This window comes from Pseudomonas sp. JAI111 (assembly GCF_024809425.1).
Taxonomy (GTDB): Bacteria; Pseudomonadota; Gammaproteobacteria; order Pseudomonadales; family Pseudomonadaceae; genus Aquipseudomonas.
Map to the genome: position 1 here is coordinate 62,009 of NZ_JANUCB010000011.1, position 13,494 is coordinate 75,502.

Consider the following 13,494-nt stretch of genomic DNA (forward strand, 5'->3'; position numbering starts at 1 on the left):
TCAGGCTCCCATCACCAGAATCAGGGTGGCGCATACACAGACATATAGGGCGCCTTCGAACAGGGCTTCATGCCAGACGAAACTCAGCACACCCAGGCGGCGCAGGATCCAGTCCAGCAGCAGGAAAATCGGCAAGGCCAGCAACAGGGCCTGGGCGATCGGTGGCAGGTACACGCCGCCTATTTCCAGATCAATGGGCAAGGGCTGGCACTCCTTTGGGTTCGGCGGGTAGAAAGTGTTGGCGATGCCGCTCCAGAAACGACACCACGATCAGCAGCGCCACACGCATCCTGAACACCGACCACAGGTGCTCATGAACCACCAGCTGCAGGTCGTCCATTTCATCGCCCAAGGCATGCAGGTTGGCAAGCAGCAGGTTGAGGTCGATTCCGGGTCGCCCGGCGACCAATCGGCCGGTCTCACGAACGGCGGCCATCAGGCGGTTTTGTTGTTCGGTACTGAGCAATGTGTTGCCTTGCCCCTGTTGCCTGAGCTGGTTCAACGCCACACCCAGCGCCATGCACCCCAGGCTGACCTCGAACAGCTCGCTGGATTGCTTGTCCCGGGTGGCCGGCAACAGTCCCAACATCATGGTCAGGCGATCGACCATGCGACTTTCAAAGGCAAACTGCTGTTCATCGGTCGCCGGGGTCTTCAATAAGGCGTAGACCTGCTCACAATTCTCCTTGAACAGTCGGCGAATCCGCAGATCGGGCCTGAACGGAAAGATCAGCGCATAGACACTCAATGCCAGTGTGGCGGCGCAGATATACGCACCGGCGAACTCGAACCAGGCAATTGCGGTGTTTTGGCCTACGCCTACGTTTTGCGGGCCCAGCAACAACATCGTGGTCAGCCCCAGCCCAATGCCCGTGCCCGTGGTTGGCGGACTGGACAGCCCCACCGCGACGGCATACAGCAACGGGGCCAATAACAAGGCGAGCAGTTCGAAATCGCTGATCATTGGAACCAGCAGGAACAGGTACAGCGCCGACACCACCAGGGCCAGCGCCAGCCCTCGGGCGAAGCTTTGGCTGGCCAGCAATGGCCGTGGGAACGTCGCCATCAACGAGCAGAGAATCCCGACCACGATCATCCCGCCCCGAGCGCCATCCCACGCGGTCTCGATCCAGATCAGGCCGGCGACCATCAATGCACTGAATGCGCGGATGGCGTTCATCGCCGCCAAGGTGAAGTCCAGGTGCAGCGGGTTGTCCTGGCCGCGGAACACGCAACTGGCTTGCCGTCCCTCCTGGATCGCGTCGCTCAGCTCGAGGATCTGCCCCAGTTGTTCCAGCATCCGCGCTTGTTCCCAGCGCAGCGCCCAGGCCAGTGATCGCAGCGTGGCCGGCATCGTTTCGGTAAGTTGCTCGGCCTTGTAGGCCAGGTCATCGAAACGCTGTTGCAAGGCCGAGAAGTGATGCCGCGCGTCGGCCGATAACGAGCGCCCTTGCACCGCCAGATCATCAAGAAAGGCCAGTTCTTCGGCACGCAGGTGCTGAACTTCCAGCGGCAATGCGCCTTCCCAGCGCTCGGTCAGCAATTCCCGCTGGTGGCGCAGCGCTGTCAGGCGCGAGGTCAGCAGCACCAGTTGATTGCCCAGCAACTGCACCAGCTCGTTAGCGCTGCGCAGGCGTGGCGCATCGTAATACAGATGCCGGCGAACCCCTTCCAGCGCGCTGATCGCACCGAGCAATTGCATCTGCCGCCGATGAAAATCCGCCTCGCTTTCTTCGGTGCGGATGACGGCGGCAGCGTGGGTCGCCAGCAGCTTGATGACCTGATCGATCTTGGCAAAGTAATCCCGGGCCACGGCCTCCGGGCGCGCAGTCAAAAGGCTGACGACGCAGACGCAGGCGACCGCCAGCAGCGTCTCGGTGACCCGCGTGACAGCCAGCAGGAACGTGCCATCCTGGTCTGGCACCGCCAGCAAGGCGACCACCACCGCCGTGTAACCGCTCAACACAAACGCCTGGGAGCTGGTGTAGCGCAACAAGGTGCCGCCAGCCGTACACAACGCCAGCCACAACCCCAACGTGATGATGAAAGGCAGCGGCGCCTGGGGAAAGATCGCCATGATCAACACCGCGACTGCCGCGCCCAGGGTGGTGCCGATGACCTGGCCGAAACTGCGGGCCAGGGCCATGCCAGCCAATGGCTGGCTGACGATGACCACCGCCATGATCGACCACTTGGGCTGGTCAAGGTCGAACAGAAAGGCCAGGTACAGCGTCAGCAACCCGGCCGCGATGGTTCTCAAGGCGAACAGCAGCACCCCTGGCCCGGGGTTGAGCATTGCTTTGAAGTACTGCAGAAACGGTTGCATGGAAACACTCGTGGAGTTATCTCCAGCAAGCGTAGTCACTGCTTCGGCGCCGCGACGGGTTTCAATGTCGACGCGACCTGTAGGCAAAATCGTCGCATTTGAACCGAGTCAGAGTTTGACTCACAGCGCCACCTGACCGAAGCTGACGGCTTTGCACAAGCTTGCCAGCTCCCGGATTCCTGCATGTCCCAGTCCCGCCGCTACGCGCTCATCAGCCTTTGTGTCCTGCTCGCCATCGTCCTTGCCTGGTTCTTCCTGCGCACGCCTGCCCCGGTGGTGCCGGAGGCCATCAAGCGCGGCTATAGCGAAGCGCTGACCCAGGCACGTGCCGGGCAGCCCGGCGCCGCGCGGGTGTTGTATCAGCAACTGGCGCGCCCCGACCTGTCGGCCAAACGCCGTATCTGGCTGCATGCTGAACTGCCCAATTACCCGAGCCCGCTAGCCCTGAAACTGGCCGATGCAGACCTGCAAAACCCTTCCCCCGAAGTCCGTGTGGCGGCGATCAAGAGCATCAGCGGGCTGGTGCCCAACGGGCAGCGCAGCCTGTTGATCGGGCCGTTGCTGGAGGACAGCGAACAAAGTGTGCGCTTTGCCGCAATCAACGCCTTGCTGGGCTTGTCGCCGGATGATCTGGGCTTGTATTTCGGGCCTCTGCAACAAGCCATCGATGCCTGGGAGCAGGTCCTGAAGAGCCAACCCGAAAGCGCCGAAACCCAATACCAACTGGCCCGTCTGCACCTGCACAACGCCGAACTGAAAGAGGCACAGCAGGCACTGGAGCGCACCTTGCAGCTGGACCCGGCGAATCTGCCGGCGCTGGTCATGCAGATTGAAGTACTGGATAAGCAAGGCCAAAGCGATGCAGCCCAGCAATTACTGGCAAAACAGTTAAAGGCGCAGCCCAACTCGGCCTACCTTCAACATGCGCTGGGCCTGTGGTTGTTGCATCACGGGCAAAGTGAATTTGCGCTTTTGGGGCTCTCGAAAGCCGTAGAGATCGAGCCCGGCAACAAGGACTATCGTTACGACCTGGCCACCACTTTGCACGACGAGCAAGAGCTGGAGGCTGCGCAAAAGCAGTTGCAGGAGATCGTCCAGCGCCACCCGGCCGACCGCAAGGCGCGGGTGTTGCTGATCAATTACTGGAAGGAAAGCGGCCAGTTGCAGAACGTGCAGATTTTGCTGGCACAACTGGAGCAGCTCAACCCGGACGACCCGGCGTTGCAGCAAGGGCTCTAAGCGTTTTTCGGCACGACCACTCACAGACAGACACAAAAGGTTGAACCGTCGCCACGGCAAAAGGTCAAGTGATCAGGCAGTACATTCAGGCACCTCAGCCTGCTGCCTCGCTTCCCCTAGTCATGAGAGGGCTTTTTTTGTCTACATCTAACGAGCTGTTCAGTGCAAAAGCCGCTACCGGTATAGAGGGTCTGGATGACATCCTCGCCGGTGGGTTGTCCCGAGGTCATGTGTTTTTGCTGGAGGGTGAACCCGGAACCGGCAAAACCACGGTCGCTTTGCATTTTTTGCTGGCCGGCGCTCGTGCCGGCGAGCGCTCGTTGTACATCACCCTGTCCGAGACCGAGCGCGAACTGCGCCAAGGCGCGTTGTCCCACGGCTGGGATCTGGACGAGAACATCCACATTTTCGAGCTGACACCGCCTGAAAGCCTGCTCAATGCCGAGCATCAGCAGAGCCTGCTCTACTCTTCCGACCTTGAGTTGGGTGAGGCCACCAAGCAGATATTCGAAGTGGTCGAGCGCGTCAAACCGACCCGGGTAGTCCTCGACAGTCTTTCCGAAATCCGTCTTCTGGCCCAGAGCTCCCTGCGTTATCGCCGGCAGATTCTGGCCATCAAGCACTACTTCGTGCGCTACGACGCCACGGTGCTGTTGCTTGATGACCTGACCACCGAATCCCTCGATAAAACCGTGCACAGCGTGGCACACGGCGTGGTCCGCCTAGAAGAACTGACGCCTAACTATGGCGCGGAACGGCGGCGGATCCGCGTGGTGAAATACCGTGGACAGAAATACCGTGGCGGTTTCCATGACTTCACCATCATGGGCGACGGCGTGCATGTATTCCCTCGCCTGGTGGCAGCCGAACACCGCGGCGGATACACCCGCCAGCAATTGACCAGCGGGATCAAGGAAATGGACGCCCTGCTCGGCGGCGGTATCGAGACCGGCTCCAGCACGCTGATCCTAGGCCCGGCCGGCACCGGCAAATCGCTGATTTCGATGATCTTCGCCGCGGCCGCCGTGGCGCGAGGTGAAAAATCCGCGCTGTTCATCTTCGACGAAGAGCTGGGCCTGCTGTTCGAACGCATGAAAAACATGGGCATCGATTTGAAAGCCCTGCAGGGCACTGGCAATTTGCTGATCGAACAAGTCGACGCCGCCGAGTTGTCCCCCGGCGAGTTCTCACACCGGGTTCGTCGTTGTGTCGATGAGCAGCAAATCAAAACCGTGGTGATTGACAGCATCAACGGCTATCAGGCCGCGATGCCCGAGGAAAACGCGCTGGTGTTGCACATGCATGAGTTGCTGCTTTACCTCAATCGCCGAGGCGCGGCGACGTTCATGACCGTGGCCCAGCATGGTCTGGTCGGTGACATGCAGGCACCGGTCGACATTACTTATCTGGCTGACACGGTGATTCTGTTGCGTTACTTCGAAGCCCTGGGCAAGGTTCGCCGGGCGATCTCGATCATCAAGAAGCGTACAGGCAGCCACGAATCGACCATCCGCGAATACCGCATTGGTAAAAGCGGCATGACGATTGGTGAGCCGCTGGACGCCTTCCAGGGTGTATTACGTGGCGTACCAACCTATCTTGGTGCCAGCCAGCCGCTGCTCAAGGATGATGCCCGGTGAACAGTTTCGAGGCGAAGTCCGAGCGCGCAATCATTCTCGCGCCGCTGGGACGCGACAGCCAGATTGCTCTGATGATGCTCAACGAGGCAGGGTTCGAAGGCCTTGTCGCCCGCGACCTGATCACATTGTGCAACGAACTGGCACGAGGCGCCGGCCTGCTGGTGATTTCCTCGGAAGCGCTATTGGGTTGTGACCTGGCCCCTCTAATGAGTCTGATCGATGCACAACCGGCCTGGTCAGACTTGCCGATCGTCCTGCTGACCCACCACGGTGGCCCCGAGCAGAACCCCGCTTCGCGATTCGGCCCGCAGCTCGGCAACGTGACCTTCCTTGAGCGTCCGTTTCATCCTGTGACGTTGATCAGCCTGGTCACCACGGCGCTACGGGGTCGACGACGACAGTACGAAGCCAGGGACCGGATGATCGACCTGACTCAAAGCGAACTGCGCCTGCAAACCACGCTCGAAACCCTCGAACAACAGGTCGAAGAGCGCACCGCCCAATTACGCAACAATGAAGAGGCGCTCAGGCAATCGCAGAAAATGGAAGCGGTCGGCCAACTCACCGGCGGTATCGCTCACGACTTCAATAACATGCTGACCGGTATCATCGGCAGTCTCGAGCTGCTGCGTCGGCGCCTGGCCCGAGGGCGCACCGAAAACCTGGACGACCTGATTGATCTTGGGGTGACATCCGCCAACCGTGCGGCAGGCCTGACCCATCGACTGTTGGCATTTTCCCGGCGTCAGTCACTGGATTCCAAGCCGGTGAAAATGAACACCCTGGTGGTGTCCATGGGCGAACTCTTGCAACGCAGCCTCAACGAAAGCATTCAGCTGGACATGCAGCTGGACGAGAATCTGTGGGTCGCCGAGGCTGACCCCAATCAACTCGAAAGCGCCCTGCTCAACCTAGTGCTCAATGCCCGTGATTCCATGCCCGAGGGCGGGAATCTGGTGGTCAGCACCTCCAACCAGCAATTGGACGCGACCTTCGCTCAGGCCAATGGCAACCTGCAACCCGGTGATTACGTTGTCTTGCAAGTCACCGATACCGGTTGCGGCATGCCGGAAAGCACCATCAGCCGAGCCTTTGATCCGTTCTTCACGACCAAGCCGATCGGCCAGGGAACGGGGCTGGGGTTGTCGATGATTTACGGGTTCAGCAAGCAGTCTGGCGGTCACGTCACCATCCAGAGTGAAGTGGACAACGGGACCACAGTGAGCCTGTATCTGCCGCGTTACTGGGGCGAGCTGGATGAGGACACGCAAATCGATGTCGCACACACGCCCCATGCCCAGGAAGGTGAAACAGTGCTCATCGTCGAGGACGACCCGGCGGTCCGCGTGCTGGTCAGCGCGGTACTGAGTGAGTTGGGCTATGCCTTCGTGGAAGCCGGCGATGCCAACAGCGCAGTGCCGATTCTGGATTCGGGCCAGCGTATCGACCTGTTGATCAGTGACGTGGGTCTACCGGGGATGAATGGCCGACAACTGGCGGAAATCGGGCGCCAATACCGGCCTGACCTGAAAGTGTTGTTCATCACCGGTTACGCAGAACATGCCGCAGTGCGTGGAGGTTTTCTCGACCCGGGCATGCAGCTGATCACCAAGCCATTCACCTTCGACCTGCTGACGGCCAAAGTGCGCGAGATGATCAGAATCTGAAAGCCCCGACAAACGGGGCTTTGGGGATAGTCAGGACAGCATGTCCTGCATAATTTCCTGCAACACATCCAGATCGAACGGCTTGCCAAGGATCGGTGCCTTGCGCGTGATCGGGCTGTCGGTTTCGCGGATTTCCTGCGGATAACCACTGATGAAAATCACTTTGAGTTCCGGTCGCAACTTCACCGCAGGCTCAGCGATCTGTACCCCGGAAATCCCGCCTGGCAGACGGAAGTCGGTGATCATCATGTCCAGGTGCGGTTTGCTTGCAAGGATTTCGAACGCCTGCTCGCCGTTTTCGGCCTGCAACACCCGGTACCCTTCCCCCGAAAGATAGGCAGATAAAACCATCAGGATCGAGGGGTCATCCTCGACGATCAATACCACATCTTGTGCATCTTCACTCATGGGAAGCCTTTGTTCGGTCAATTGCTGCTGATACGACCATGGGGTCGATCAGAGGTTGCGTTTATCCGGCTGTTTTCCTATAACGGCAGACAAACGCGAAACAAGGCGCCTTCGCCAATCCGGCTCTCGACGGTGATGGAGCCACCGTGGGCGGTGACAATCTGCTCCGAAATAAACAGTCCCAGACCCAATCCAGCAACGACGGTCTTGGCGGAAACCCGTTCGAATTGCTGAAAAATGCGCCGCTGGTTCTCTTCGCTGATACCGATACCACGATCCTGAACCTCGACCCGCGCCTGGCCGTCCTGAGTGAACACGCGAACATCAATCGTACCCTTGCCACCATAGCGCAATGCGTTGGTCAGCAGATTCGAGATCACCTGTTCGATACGAAATTCGTCCCAATTACCGACAACTGGCTGGTCGGCGGTAAACGTCACCGCCGTCTCGGCGGCATCGATCTGCGGCGCGAAGTTTTGCAGCAGATTGCTGACCAATTTCACCAGATCAAATTGACTGGTACGAATCGATAGCTTACCCGTGCGGATTCGCGACACATCGAGCATGTCCTCGATCAGGCGAATCAGGCTTTTGATCTGCCGCTCGTCCCGGTCGACCATGGCGTGCATCTTGTCCAGGGTGAACGCCGCGGCGTTGTCCCGGGCCAGGTGCATCTTGCGCAACTGGGTCTCGAGGATCAGGCCATTGAGCGGCGTACGCAGTTCGTGGGCGACGATGGACATGAAATCGTCACGCATGCGCACGGCTTGTTCGAGCTCATTCTGGGTCGCCTGCAATTGCTTGAGCAATGCCTCCTGCTCCCGGCGACTTAGCTCCAGCGCTTCGACCTGTTGCTTCATCGCCTTGCTCTGGCGATACAAGTCGACGAACACGTTGACCTTGCTCTTGACCGCATGAATGTCCAACGGCTTGTGCAGGAAATCCACGGCGCCACTTTCGTAGCCTTTGAATGCATAGTTCAGCTCACGACCGGCGGCGCTGACGAACACGATCGGAATGTTCTTGGTCTTCTCCGTGCCGCGCATCAACTCGGCCAGCTCAAAACCGTTCATGCCCGGCATCTGCACGTCGAGTATGGCCATGGCGAATTCATGTTGAAGCAACAACGACAGGGCTTCATCAGCGGACAAGGCTTTGTAGACGATGCGGTCTTCACGCTTGATCAACGCTTCCAGCGCCAGCAAATTCTCCGGCAGATCGTCGACTATCAGCAGTTTGGCTTGGATGTTACTTAGCATGCTATTTGTTCCAGCTCGACAATCAGACGGCCGATGCCGCGTATAGGAAGAATGTGGTCTGGCTGGTGTATATCCAGCGCAGCTTGCGGCATGGTTGAAACTTGAGCTTCGTCGGGGTCCTGCACGACAGTCAGCCCGCCACGTTGCTTGACCAGGGCCATTCCGCGCGCTCCATCCTGATTGGCCCCGGTCAACAGCACCGCTGCCAGCGCCGGACCGTAGGCATCGGCCGCCGACTCAAACAGGAAATCGATGGCCGGCCGTGAATGATGCACTCGGGGCTCCAGGCTCAGGGAGAAACTGCGATCCTGCTCCACCGACAAGTGATAACCCGGACCTGCGAAATACAGCGTTCCTGCTTCGACCAGCGTTTTGTCGATGGCTTCCAGGACAGGCATGGCGACTCGCCGCGCGAACACTTCGGCCAATTGGCTGCGACGTGCTTCAGGCAAGTGCAGCACCACGATGATCGGGAGCACGAACCCCTTGCGCAGCGGGCTGAGAATAGTCAGCAACGCCTCGACACCTCCGGCCGAAGCACCGATCACAATCGCTTCCACAGCAGGCAAACCCGCAGCACTGTTCATGATTTTCGATAAATCCGTTCTTGTTTGACCAATGTCTCGAACTGATTGCCAAAGGCCGAAAAATCCAGGGTTTCCTTACTGCCCAGCACCAGGAATCCGCGATGGCAGAGGGATTCATGAAACAGGCCAAAGGCACGATCTTGAAGTTTTTTATTAAAATAAATCAATACGTTGCGACACGAAATTAATTGAGTTTCTGAAAATACGCTATCGGTCGCAAGGCTGTGATCGGCGAACGTCACGTTTTCGCACAGGCTCTTGTCAAAAATGGCGTAACCGTACGCCGCCGTATAGTAATCAGAGAGCGAACGCTGGCCACCAGCCTGCTGGTAGTTCTGAGTGTAGGCACGGACATTCTCCATGGAGAAAATCCCTTGCTTGGCTTTCTCCAGCGAACGCGGATTGATGTCGGTGGCATAGATGATGGTGCGGTCGAGCAAGCCTTCTTCGCGCAACATTATCGCCGTCGAATAGACTTCTTCGCCTGTGCTGCACCCGGCGATCCAGATCTTGATCGACGGGTAGGTCTTGAGCAGCGGCACCACTTCTTTGCGGATCGCCAGGAAATGCGAAGGGTCACGAAACATTTCACTGACCGGAATCGTCAGCAACTGCAGCAATTGCATGAACGCGGTGGGATCGTGCAGCACTTTCTCTTGCAAGGCCGAAATGGTATTGCACTCGAATTGACCCAGCGCATGATTGACCCGGCGTTTGATAGATGCGCCGGAATAGTCACGAAAGTCGTAGCTGTACTTGAGGTAGATCGCCTCGATCAACAACCGCAGTTCGATCTCGCTATTTCGCTCCACTGAACAATCGCGCTCCACTTAGATACGTTCCATCTTTGGTAACCACACTCGAATCAACGAGAACAGACGGTCCAGGTCAATGGGTTTGGCCAGGTAATCGTTGGAACCGGCCTGCAGGCAGCGTTCCTGATCGTCCTTCATGGCCTTGGCCGTTACCGCAATGATCGGCAGCTTGCGCCAGCGCGGGTCCTTGCGGATCTCGATAGTGGCTTCGTAACCGTCCATCTCCGGCATCATCACGTCCATCAGCACCAGGTCGATGTCCTCGACTTCATTCAATCTTTCAATCGCTTCGCGACCGTTGCGACCAATGACCACGACCGCGCCTTTGTGCTCCAGTGCGCTGGTCAGGGCGAAAATATTGCGCACATCGTCATCCACCAGCAGTATTTTCCGACCCTCGAAGACCTTGTCGCGGCTGCGCGCGGTCTTGAGCATCCTTTGCCGTTCATGGGACAGCTTGGATTCGACTTTGTGCAGAAAGAGTGTGACCTCATCCAGCAGACGCTCGGGCGAGCGAGCGCCCTTGATGATGATCGAGCGCGAATATTTGCGCAGCTCGGTCTCTTCGTCCCGCGTCAGGTTGCGCCCGGTGTAGACGATGACCGGGGGAAATGAGCAGATATCCTCGGTGGACATTTGTTTGAGCAAGTCATTGCCGAGCATGTCCGGCAGCTTGAGGTCGATGATCATGCAGTCGAAATTGGTCGTGCGCAGTTGCTCGAGTGCGTCCTGCGCCAAACCGACGGCGGTGATCTCGATGTCTTCATCGCCGATCAGCCGCGCAATGCTGTCACGCTGCAGATCGTCATCTTCGACCAGCAGCACGCGCTTGACCTTCTGGGTCAGCTTGGCTTCGAGGCGGGCAAACACGTCCTTGAGCTCTTCGCGGGTGGTCGGTTTGACCGCGTAGCCGATAGCGCCCATGTGCATGGCAGCTTCGACCCGATCTTCGACCGAAATGACATGCACCGGAATGTGGCGGGTTGCGGCGTGTTCTTTGAGGCGCTGCAACACGGTCAGCCCGGAATGATCGGGCAAGCGCATGTCCAGCAGAATGGCGTCGGGGATGTACTCTTTGGCCAGGTCGTAACCTTCGTCCGCGCCATGGGCAACCAGGCATTGATAACCCAGCTCATGCGCCAGATCGTAAAGGATGTGCGCAAAATTCGGCTCATCCTCCACCACCAGAATGCACCGGGTGGCGAACGGCGCCTTGGCGCGGTCATCGGCAAAACGCGGGATGTTGACTTCGGCGATCAGCGGCACAGGCGCAGGCGCCGTGGCTGCCACGCGTGGTGTCACGGCGACCGGCGAGGCCTGCATCGGCTCGACCGGCTGATCGCCGGGTTCGACATACTGCTGCGGCAAGACCAGCGTGAACACACTGCCCTGCCCCGGCTCGCTGGTGACACTGATCGAGCCGCCCAGCAAGGCCGCAAGATCCCGGGAAATCGACAAGCCCAGGCCCGTGCCGCCATAACGACGATTGGTGGTGCCATCGGCCTGGCGGAAGGCTTCGAAAATGCTTTCCTGCTGGTCAGCGGCGATGCCTATCCCGGAATCGCGAACAATAAAGGCGATGCCGTCGTTTGGCTGGGACGCCACGGTCAGGCTGACCGTGCCTTTTTCGGTGAATTTCACCGCGTTCGACAGCAGGTTCTTGATGACTTGCTCCAGACGCTGGCGGTCGGTGAACAACATCATCGGCGAACCGGGTTGCAAGTCGACCTCGAACGTCAACTTCTTGTTGGTGGCCATCGGCTCGAACATCGAGCTCAGCCCGTCCACCAGACGCGCCACACTGGTGTTCTCGGGGCGCATCTCCAGCTTGCCGGCCTCGACCTTGGAAATATCGAGGATGTCATTGATCAGATTGAGCAAGTCATTGCCAGCCGAATAGATCGATTCGGCAAACTTCACCTGCTCGGCCGTGAGATTTTCCTGAGGGTTCTCTGCCAGCAACTTGGCCAGAATCAGCGAACTGTTAAGCGGCGTGCGCAGTTCGTGGGACATGTTGGCGAGAAATTCGGATTTGTACTTGCTGGAGCGCTGCAACTCTTCGGCGCGCTCTTCAAGTTGAGCCTGGGCCTGATTGAGCTCGGTGTTCTTCAAGTCCATCGCATCGCGCTGGTCGGCCAGAACCTGCGCCTGCTCGGCCAATTGTTCGTTGGTCTGCTCCAACTCGACCTGCTGGGTTTCCAGATACGCCTGGGATTCCTTGAGAATCCGCGACTGCTCTTCCAGCTCTTCGTTGGCGGTCTTGAGCTCTTCCTGCTGGACTTGCAGCTCTTCATTGAGTTGCTGGGTCTCGGCCAGGACTTCCTGCAAGCGCTGGCGGTAGCGTGCTGCCTCGATCGAAGTGCCGATGTTGCCGGCAATCAGTTCGAGCAACTCAACGTCACGCTCTTCCAGCGGTCGCAGGAATCCCAGTTCGATCACGCCATTAACCCGATCGTCATCGCTGGTCGGCACGACAAGCACGCTGCGTGGCAAGCCCTCACCCAAGCCGGAGCTGACTTTGAAATAGTCGCTTGGTACGTCATCGAGGCGAATCAGGCGGGCCCGGCTCGCCACCTGGCCAACGAGCCCTTCATCACTGGAGATATGCTGATCGCGCTCTTCCTGTTCGCGCGAAAAACCGTAGGACGCGATACGCCGCAGACTGCCATGCTCTTCACGAACATAAAGAGCGGCCACCGCAATGCCCAGGTATTGGGCGCAAAATTGCAGAATGTTGCGCCCCAGCACATTAAGCGACAGTTGCCCCAGCACCTGCTCGGCCAGTTCGGTCTGGCCATTGCGCAACCAGGCTTGCCGTTCCAGTCGCGAGGCGGCGGTTTGCTGCGCCGCCAGGTTGTCGCTGTAGGTCTGCGACAGGCTGAGCAGATCCCGGCGCCCGATATACGCCAGCAAGGCGCTGATAGCGGCGATGAACACCAGGTACAGCGAGATGCTCCAGATCGTGGTGCGGCGCACTTCTTCGTTGCGCGCGGTGCGCAACTGCTGCTCCATGTCGATCACGTCTTCGAACTGCTTGCGGATCTCATCGGTCAGGCGCTTGCCGCGACCGGCCTTGACCGCATTACGGTAATCACCGCTGGCGCGCTGCAAATCGATCATCGTTTGCGCATAGGCAGCCCATTCCGCTTGCAAAGCCTGGAGCCGGCGCAAGCGATCGGTCTGCACCGGGTTATCGGCAGTCAGTTCGAGCAAGGTATTGAGCGCGACCGCGATTCTCGGCTTGGCCGTCTCGTAAGGGTCGAGGAAATGCTCGTCGCCACTGAGCAGGAAGCCGCGCATGCCGGTTTCCAGATCGACGGTCAGCTTCACGGCTTCGTTGGCGTTATTGATCACCCGGTCGGTGTGCTCGACCCACTGGATCACCGACAATAAATAGGTGATCAGCGAGACAAAGAACACCGCACTGATGACGCCGACGCCCAGTGGCAGGCTGATGTTGCGACTCAGGAGTTTGCGAAATCGTTGCTCATCAACCGAAGACACCGTGGTCATGGGGAAGCCTTGTCGAACTGTTCAAAACCAGGGAGTTTGC

10 protein-coding genes are annotated in these 13,494 nt (G+C 58.8%); 3 read left to right on the forward strand and 7 right to left on the reverse strand.

Going from position 1 to position 13,494, the window contains the following annotated elements; genetic code table 11:
• Together HNR03_RS26870 and HNR03_RS26875 are read right to left on the reverse strand one after the other, a co-directional pair.
• The gene (locus tag HNR03_RS26870) at positions 1-201 is read right to left on the reverse strand and encodes a DUF1656 domain-containing protein (RefSeq protein ID WP_090184275.1); all 201 of its coding nucleotides are present in this window, start codon (positions 199-201) and stop codon (positions 1-3) included.
• Positions 191-2,326 (reverse strand): FUSC family protein, encoded by a 2,136-nt coding sequence (locus HNR03_RS26875; RefSeq protein ID WP_259157081.1) that lies wholly within the window; start codon positions 2,324-2,326, stop codon positions 191-193. Before HNR03_RS26875 ends, HNR03_RS26870 begins: the two co-directional genes overlap by 11 nt.
• A 183-nt stretch (positions 2,327-2,509) precedes the next feature.
• Here HNR03_RS26875 and HNR03_RS26880 point away from each other — a divergent pair, with 183 nt between their 5' ends.
• The 3 genes from HNR03_RS26880 (at position 2,510) to HNR03_RS26890 (ending at position 6,872) form a co-directional block, all read left to right on the forward strand.
• Positions 2,510-3,565, forward strand: a complete 1,056-nt coding sequence (locus HNR03_RS26880; protein ID WP_222586943.1) for a lipopolysaccharide assembly protein LapB — start codon at positions 2,510-2,512, stop codon at positions 3,563-3,565.
• A 137-nt stretch (positions 3,566-3,702) separates the two neighbouring features.
• On the forward strand, positions 3,703-5,205 hold the full coding sequence (locus HNR03_RS26885) for an ATPase domain-containing protein (RefSeq protein WP_259157082.1): 1,503 nt from the start codon (positions 3,703-3,705) through the stop codon (positions 5,203-5,205).
• The gene (locus HNR03_RS26890) at positions 5,202-6,872 is read left to right on the forward strand and encodes an ATP-binding protein (RefSeq protein ID WP_259157083.1); all 1,671 of its coding nucleotides are present in this window, start codon (positions 5,202-5,204) and stop codon (positions 6,870-6,872) included. Before HNR03_RS26885 ends, HNR03_RS26890 begins: the two co-directional genes overlap by 4 nt.
• 30 nt (positions 6,873-6,902) lie before the next feature.
• On the opposite strand, the gene HNR03_RS26895 is transcribed toward HNR03_RS26890, so the two are convergent.
• From HNR03_RS26895 to HNR03_RS26915, 5 genes are all read right to left on the reverse strand, one after another.
• Positions 6,903-7,280, reverse strand: coding sequence for a response regulator (locus tag HNR03_RS26895; RefSeq protein ID WP_034146554.1), 378 nt, complete (start codon positions 7,278-7,280; stop codon positions 6,903-6,905).
• A gap of 77 nt (positions 7,281-7,357) precedes the next feature.
• Positions 7,358-8,539, reverse strand: a complete 1,182-nt coding sequence (locus HNR03_RS26900; RefSeq protein WP_259157084.1) for a hybrid sensor histidine kinase/response regulator — start codon at positions 8,537-8,539, stop codon at positions 7,358-7,360.
• Positions 8,533-9,126, reverse strand: a complete 594-nt coding sequence (locus tag HNR03_RS26905) for a chemotaxis protein CheB (protein ID WP_259157085.1) — start codon at positions 9,124-9,126, stop codon at positions 8,533-8,535. The genes HNR03_RS26900 and HNR03_RS26905 overlap by 7 nt, the downstream gene beginning before the upstream one ends.
• Complete coding sequence (locus HNR03_RS26910) at positions 9,123-9,956, reverse strand: protein-glutamate O-methyltransferase CheR (protein WP_259157086.1); 834 nt, start codon at positions 9,954-9,956, stop codon at positions 9,123-9,125. The genes HNR03_RS26905 and HNR03_RS26910 overlap by 4 nt, the downstream gene beginning before the upstream one ends.
• Entirely contained in the window at positions 9,957-13,454 is a 3,498-nt protein-coding gene (locus HNR03_RS26915; RefSeq protein ID WP_259157087.1) for a response regulator, read from the reverse strand. It abuts the gene before it with no gap.
• Positions 13,455-13,494: the final 40 nt, after the last annotated feature.

Coding starts and splice junctions, on each gene's coding strand:
- HNR03_RS26875 (WP_259157081.1), bottom strand. CDS start 2,326: ATGCAACCGTTTCTGCAGTACTTCAAAGCAATGCTCAACCCCGGGCCA.
- HNR03_RS26880 (WP_222586943.1), top strand. CDS start 2,510: ATGTCCCAGTCCCGCCGCTACGCGCTCATCAGCCTTTGTGTCCTGCTC.
- HNR03_RS26895 (WP_034146554.1), bottom strand. CDS start 7,280: ATGAGTGAAGATGCACAAGATGTGGTATTGATCGTCGAGGATGACCCC.
- HNR03_RS26900 (WP_259157084.1), bottom strand. CDS start 8,539: ATGCTAAGTAACATCCAAGCCAAACTGCTGATAGTCGACGATCTGCCG.
- HNR03_RS26905 (WP_259157085.1), bottom strand. CDS start 9,126: ATGAACAGTGCTGCGGGTTTGCCTGCTGTGGAAGCGATTGTGATCGGT.
- HNR03_RS26915 (WP_259157087.1), bottom strand. CDS start 13,454: ATGACCACGGTGTCTTCGGTTGATGAGCAACGATTTCGCAAACTCCTG.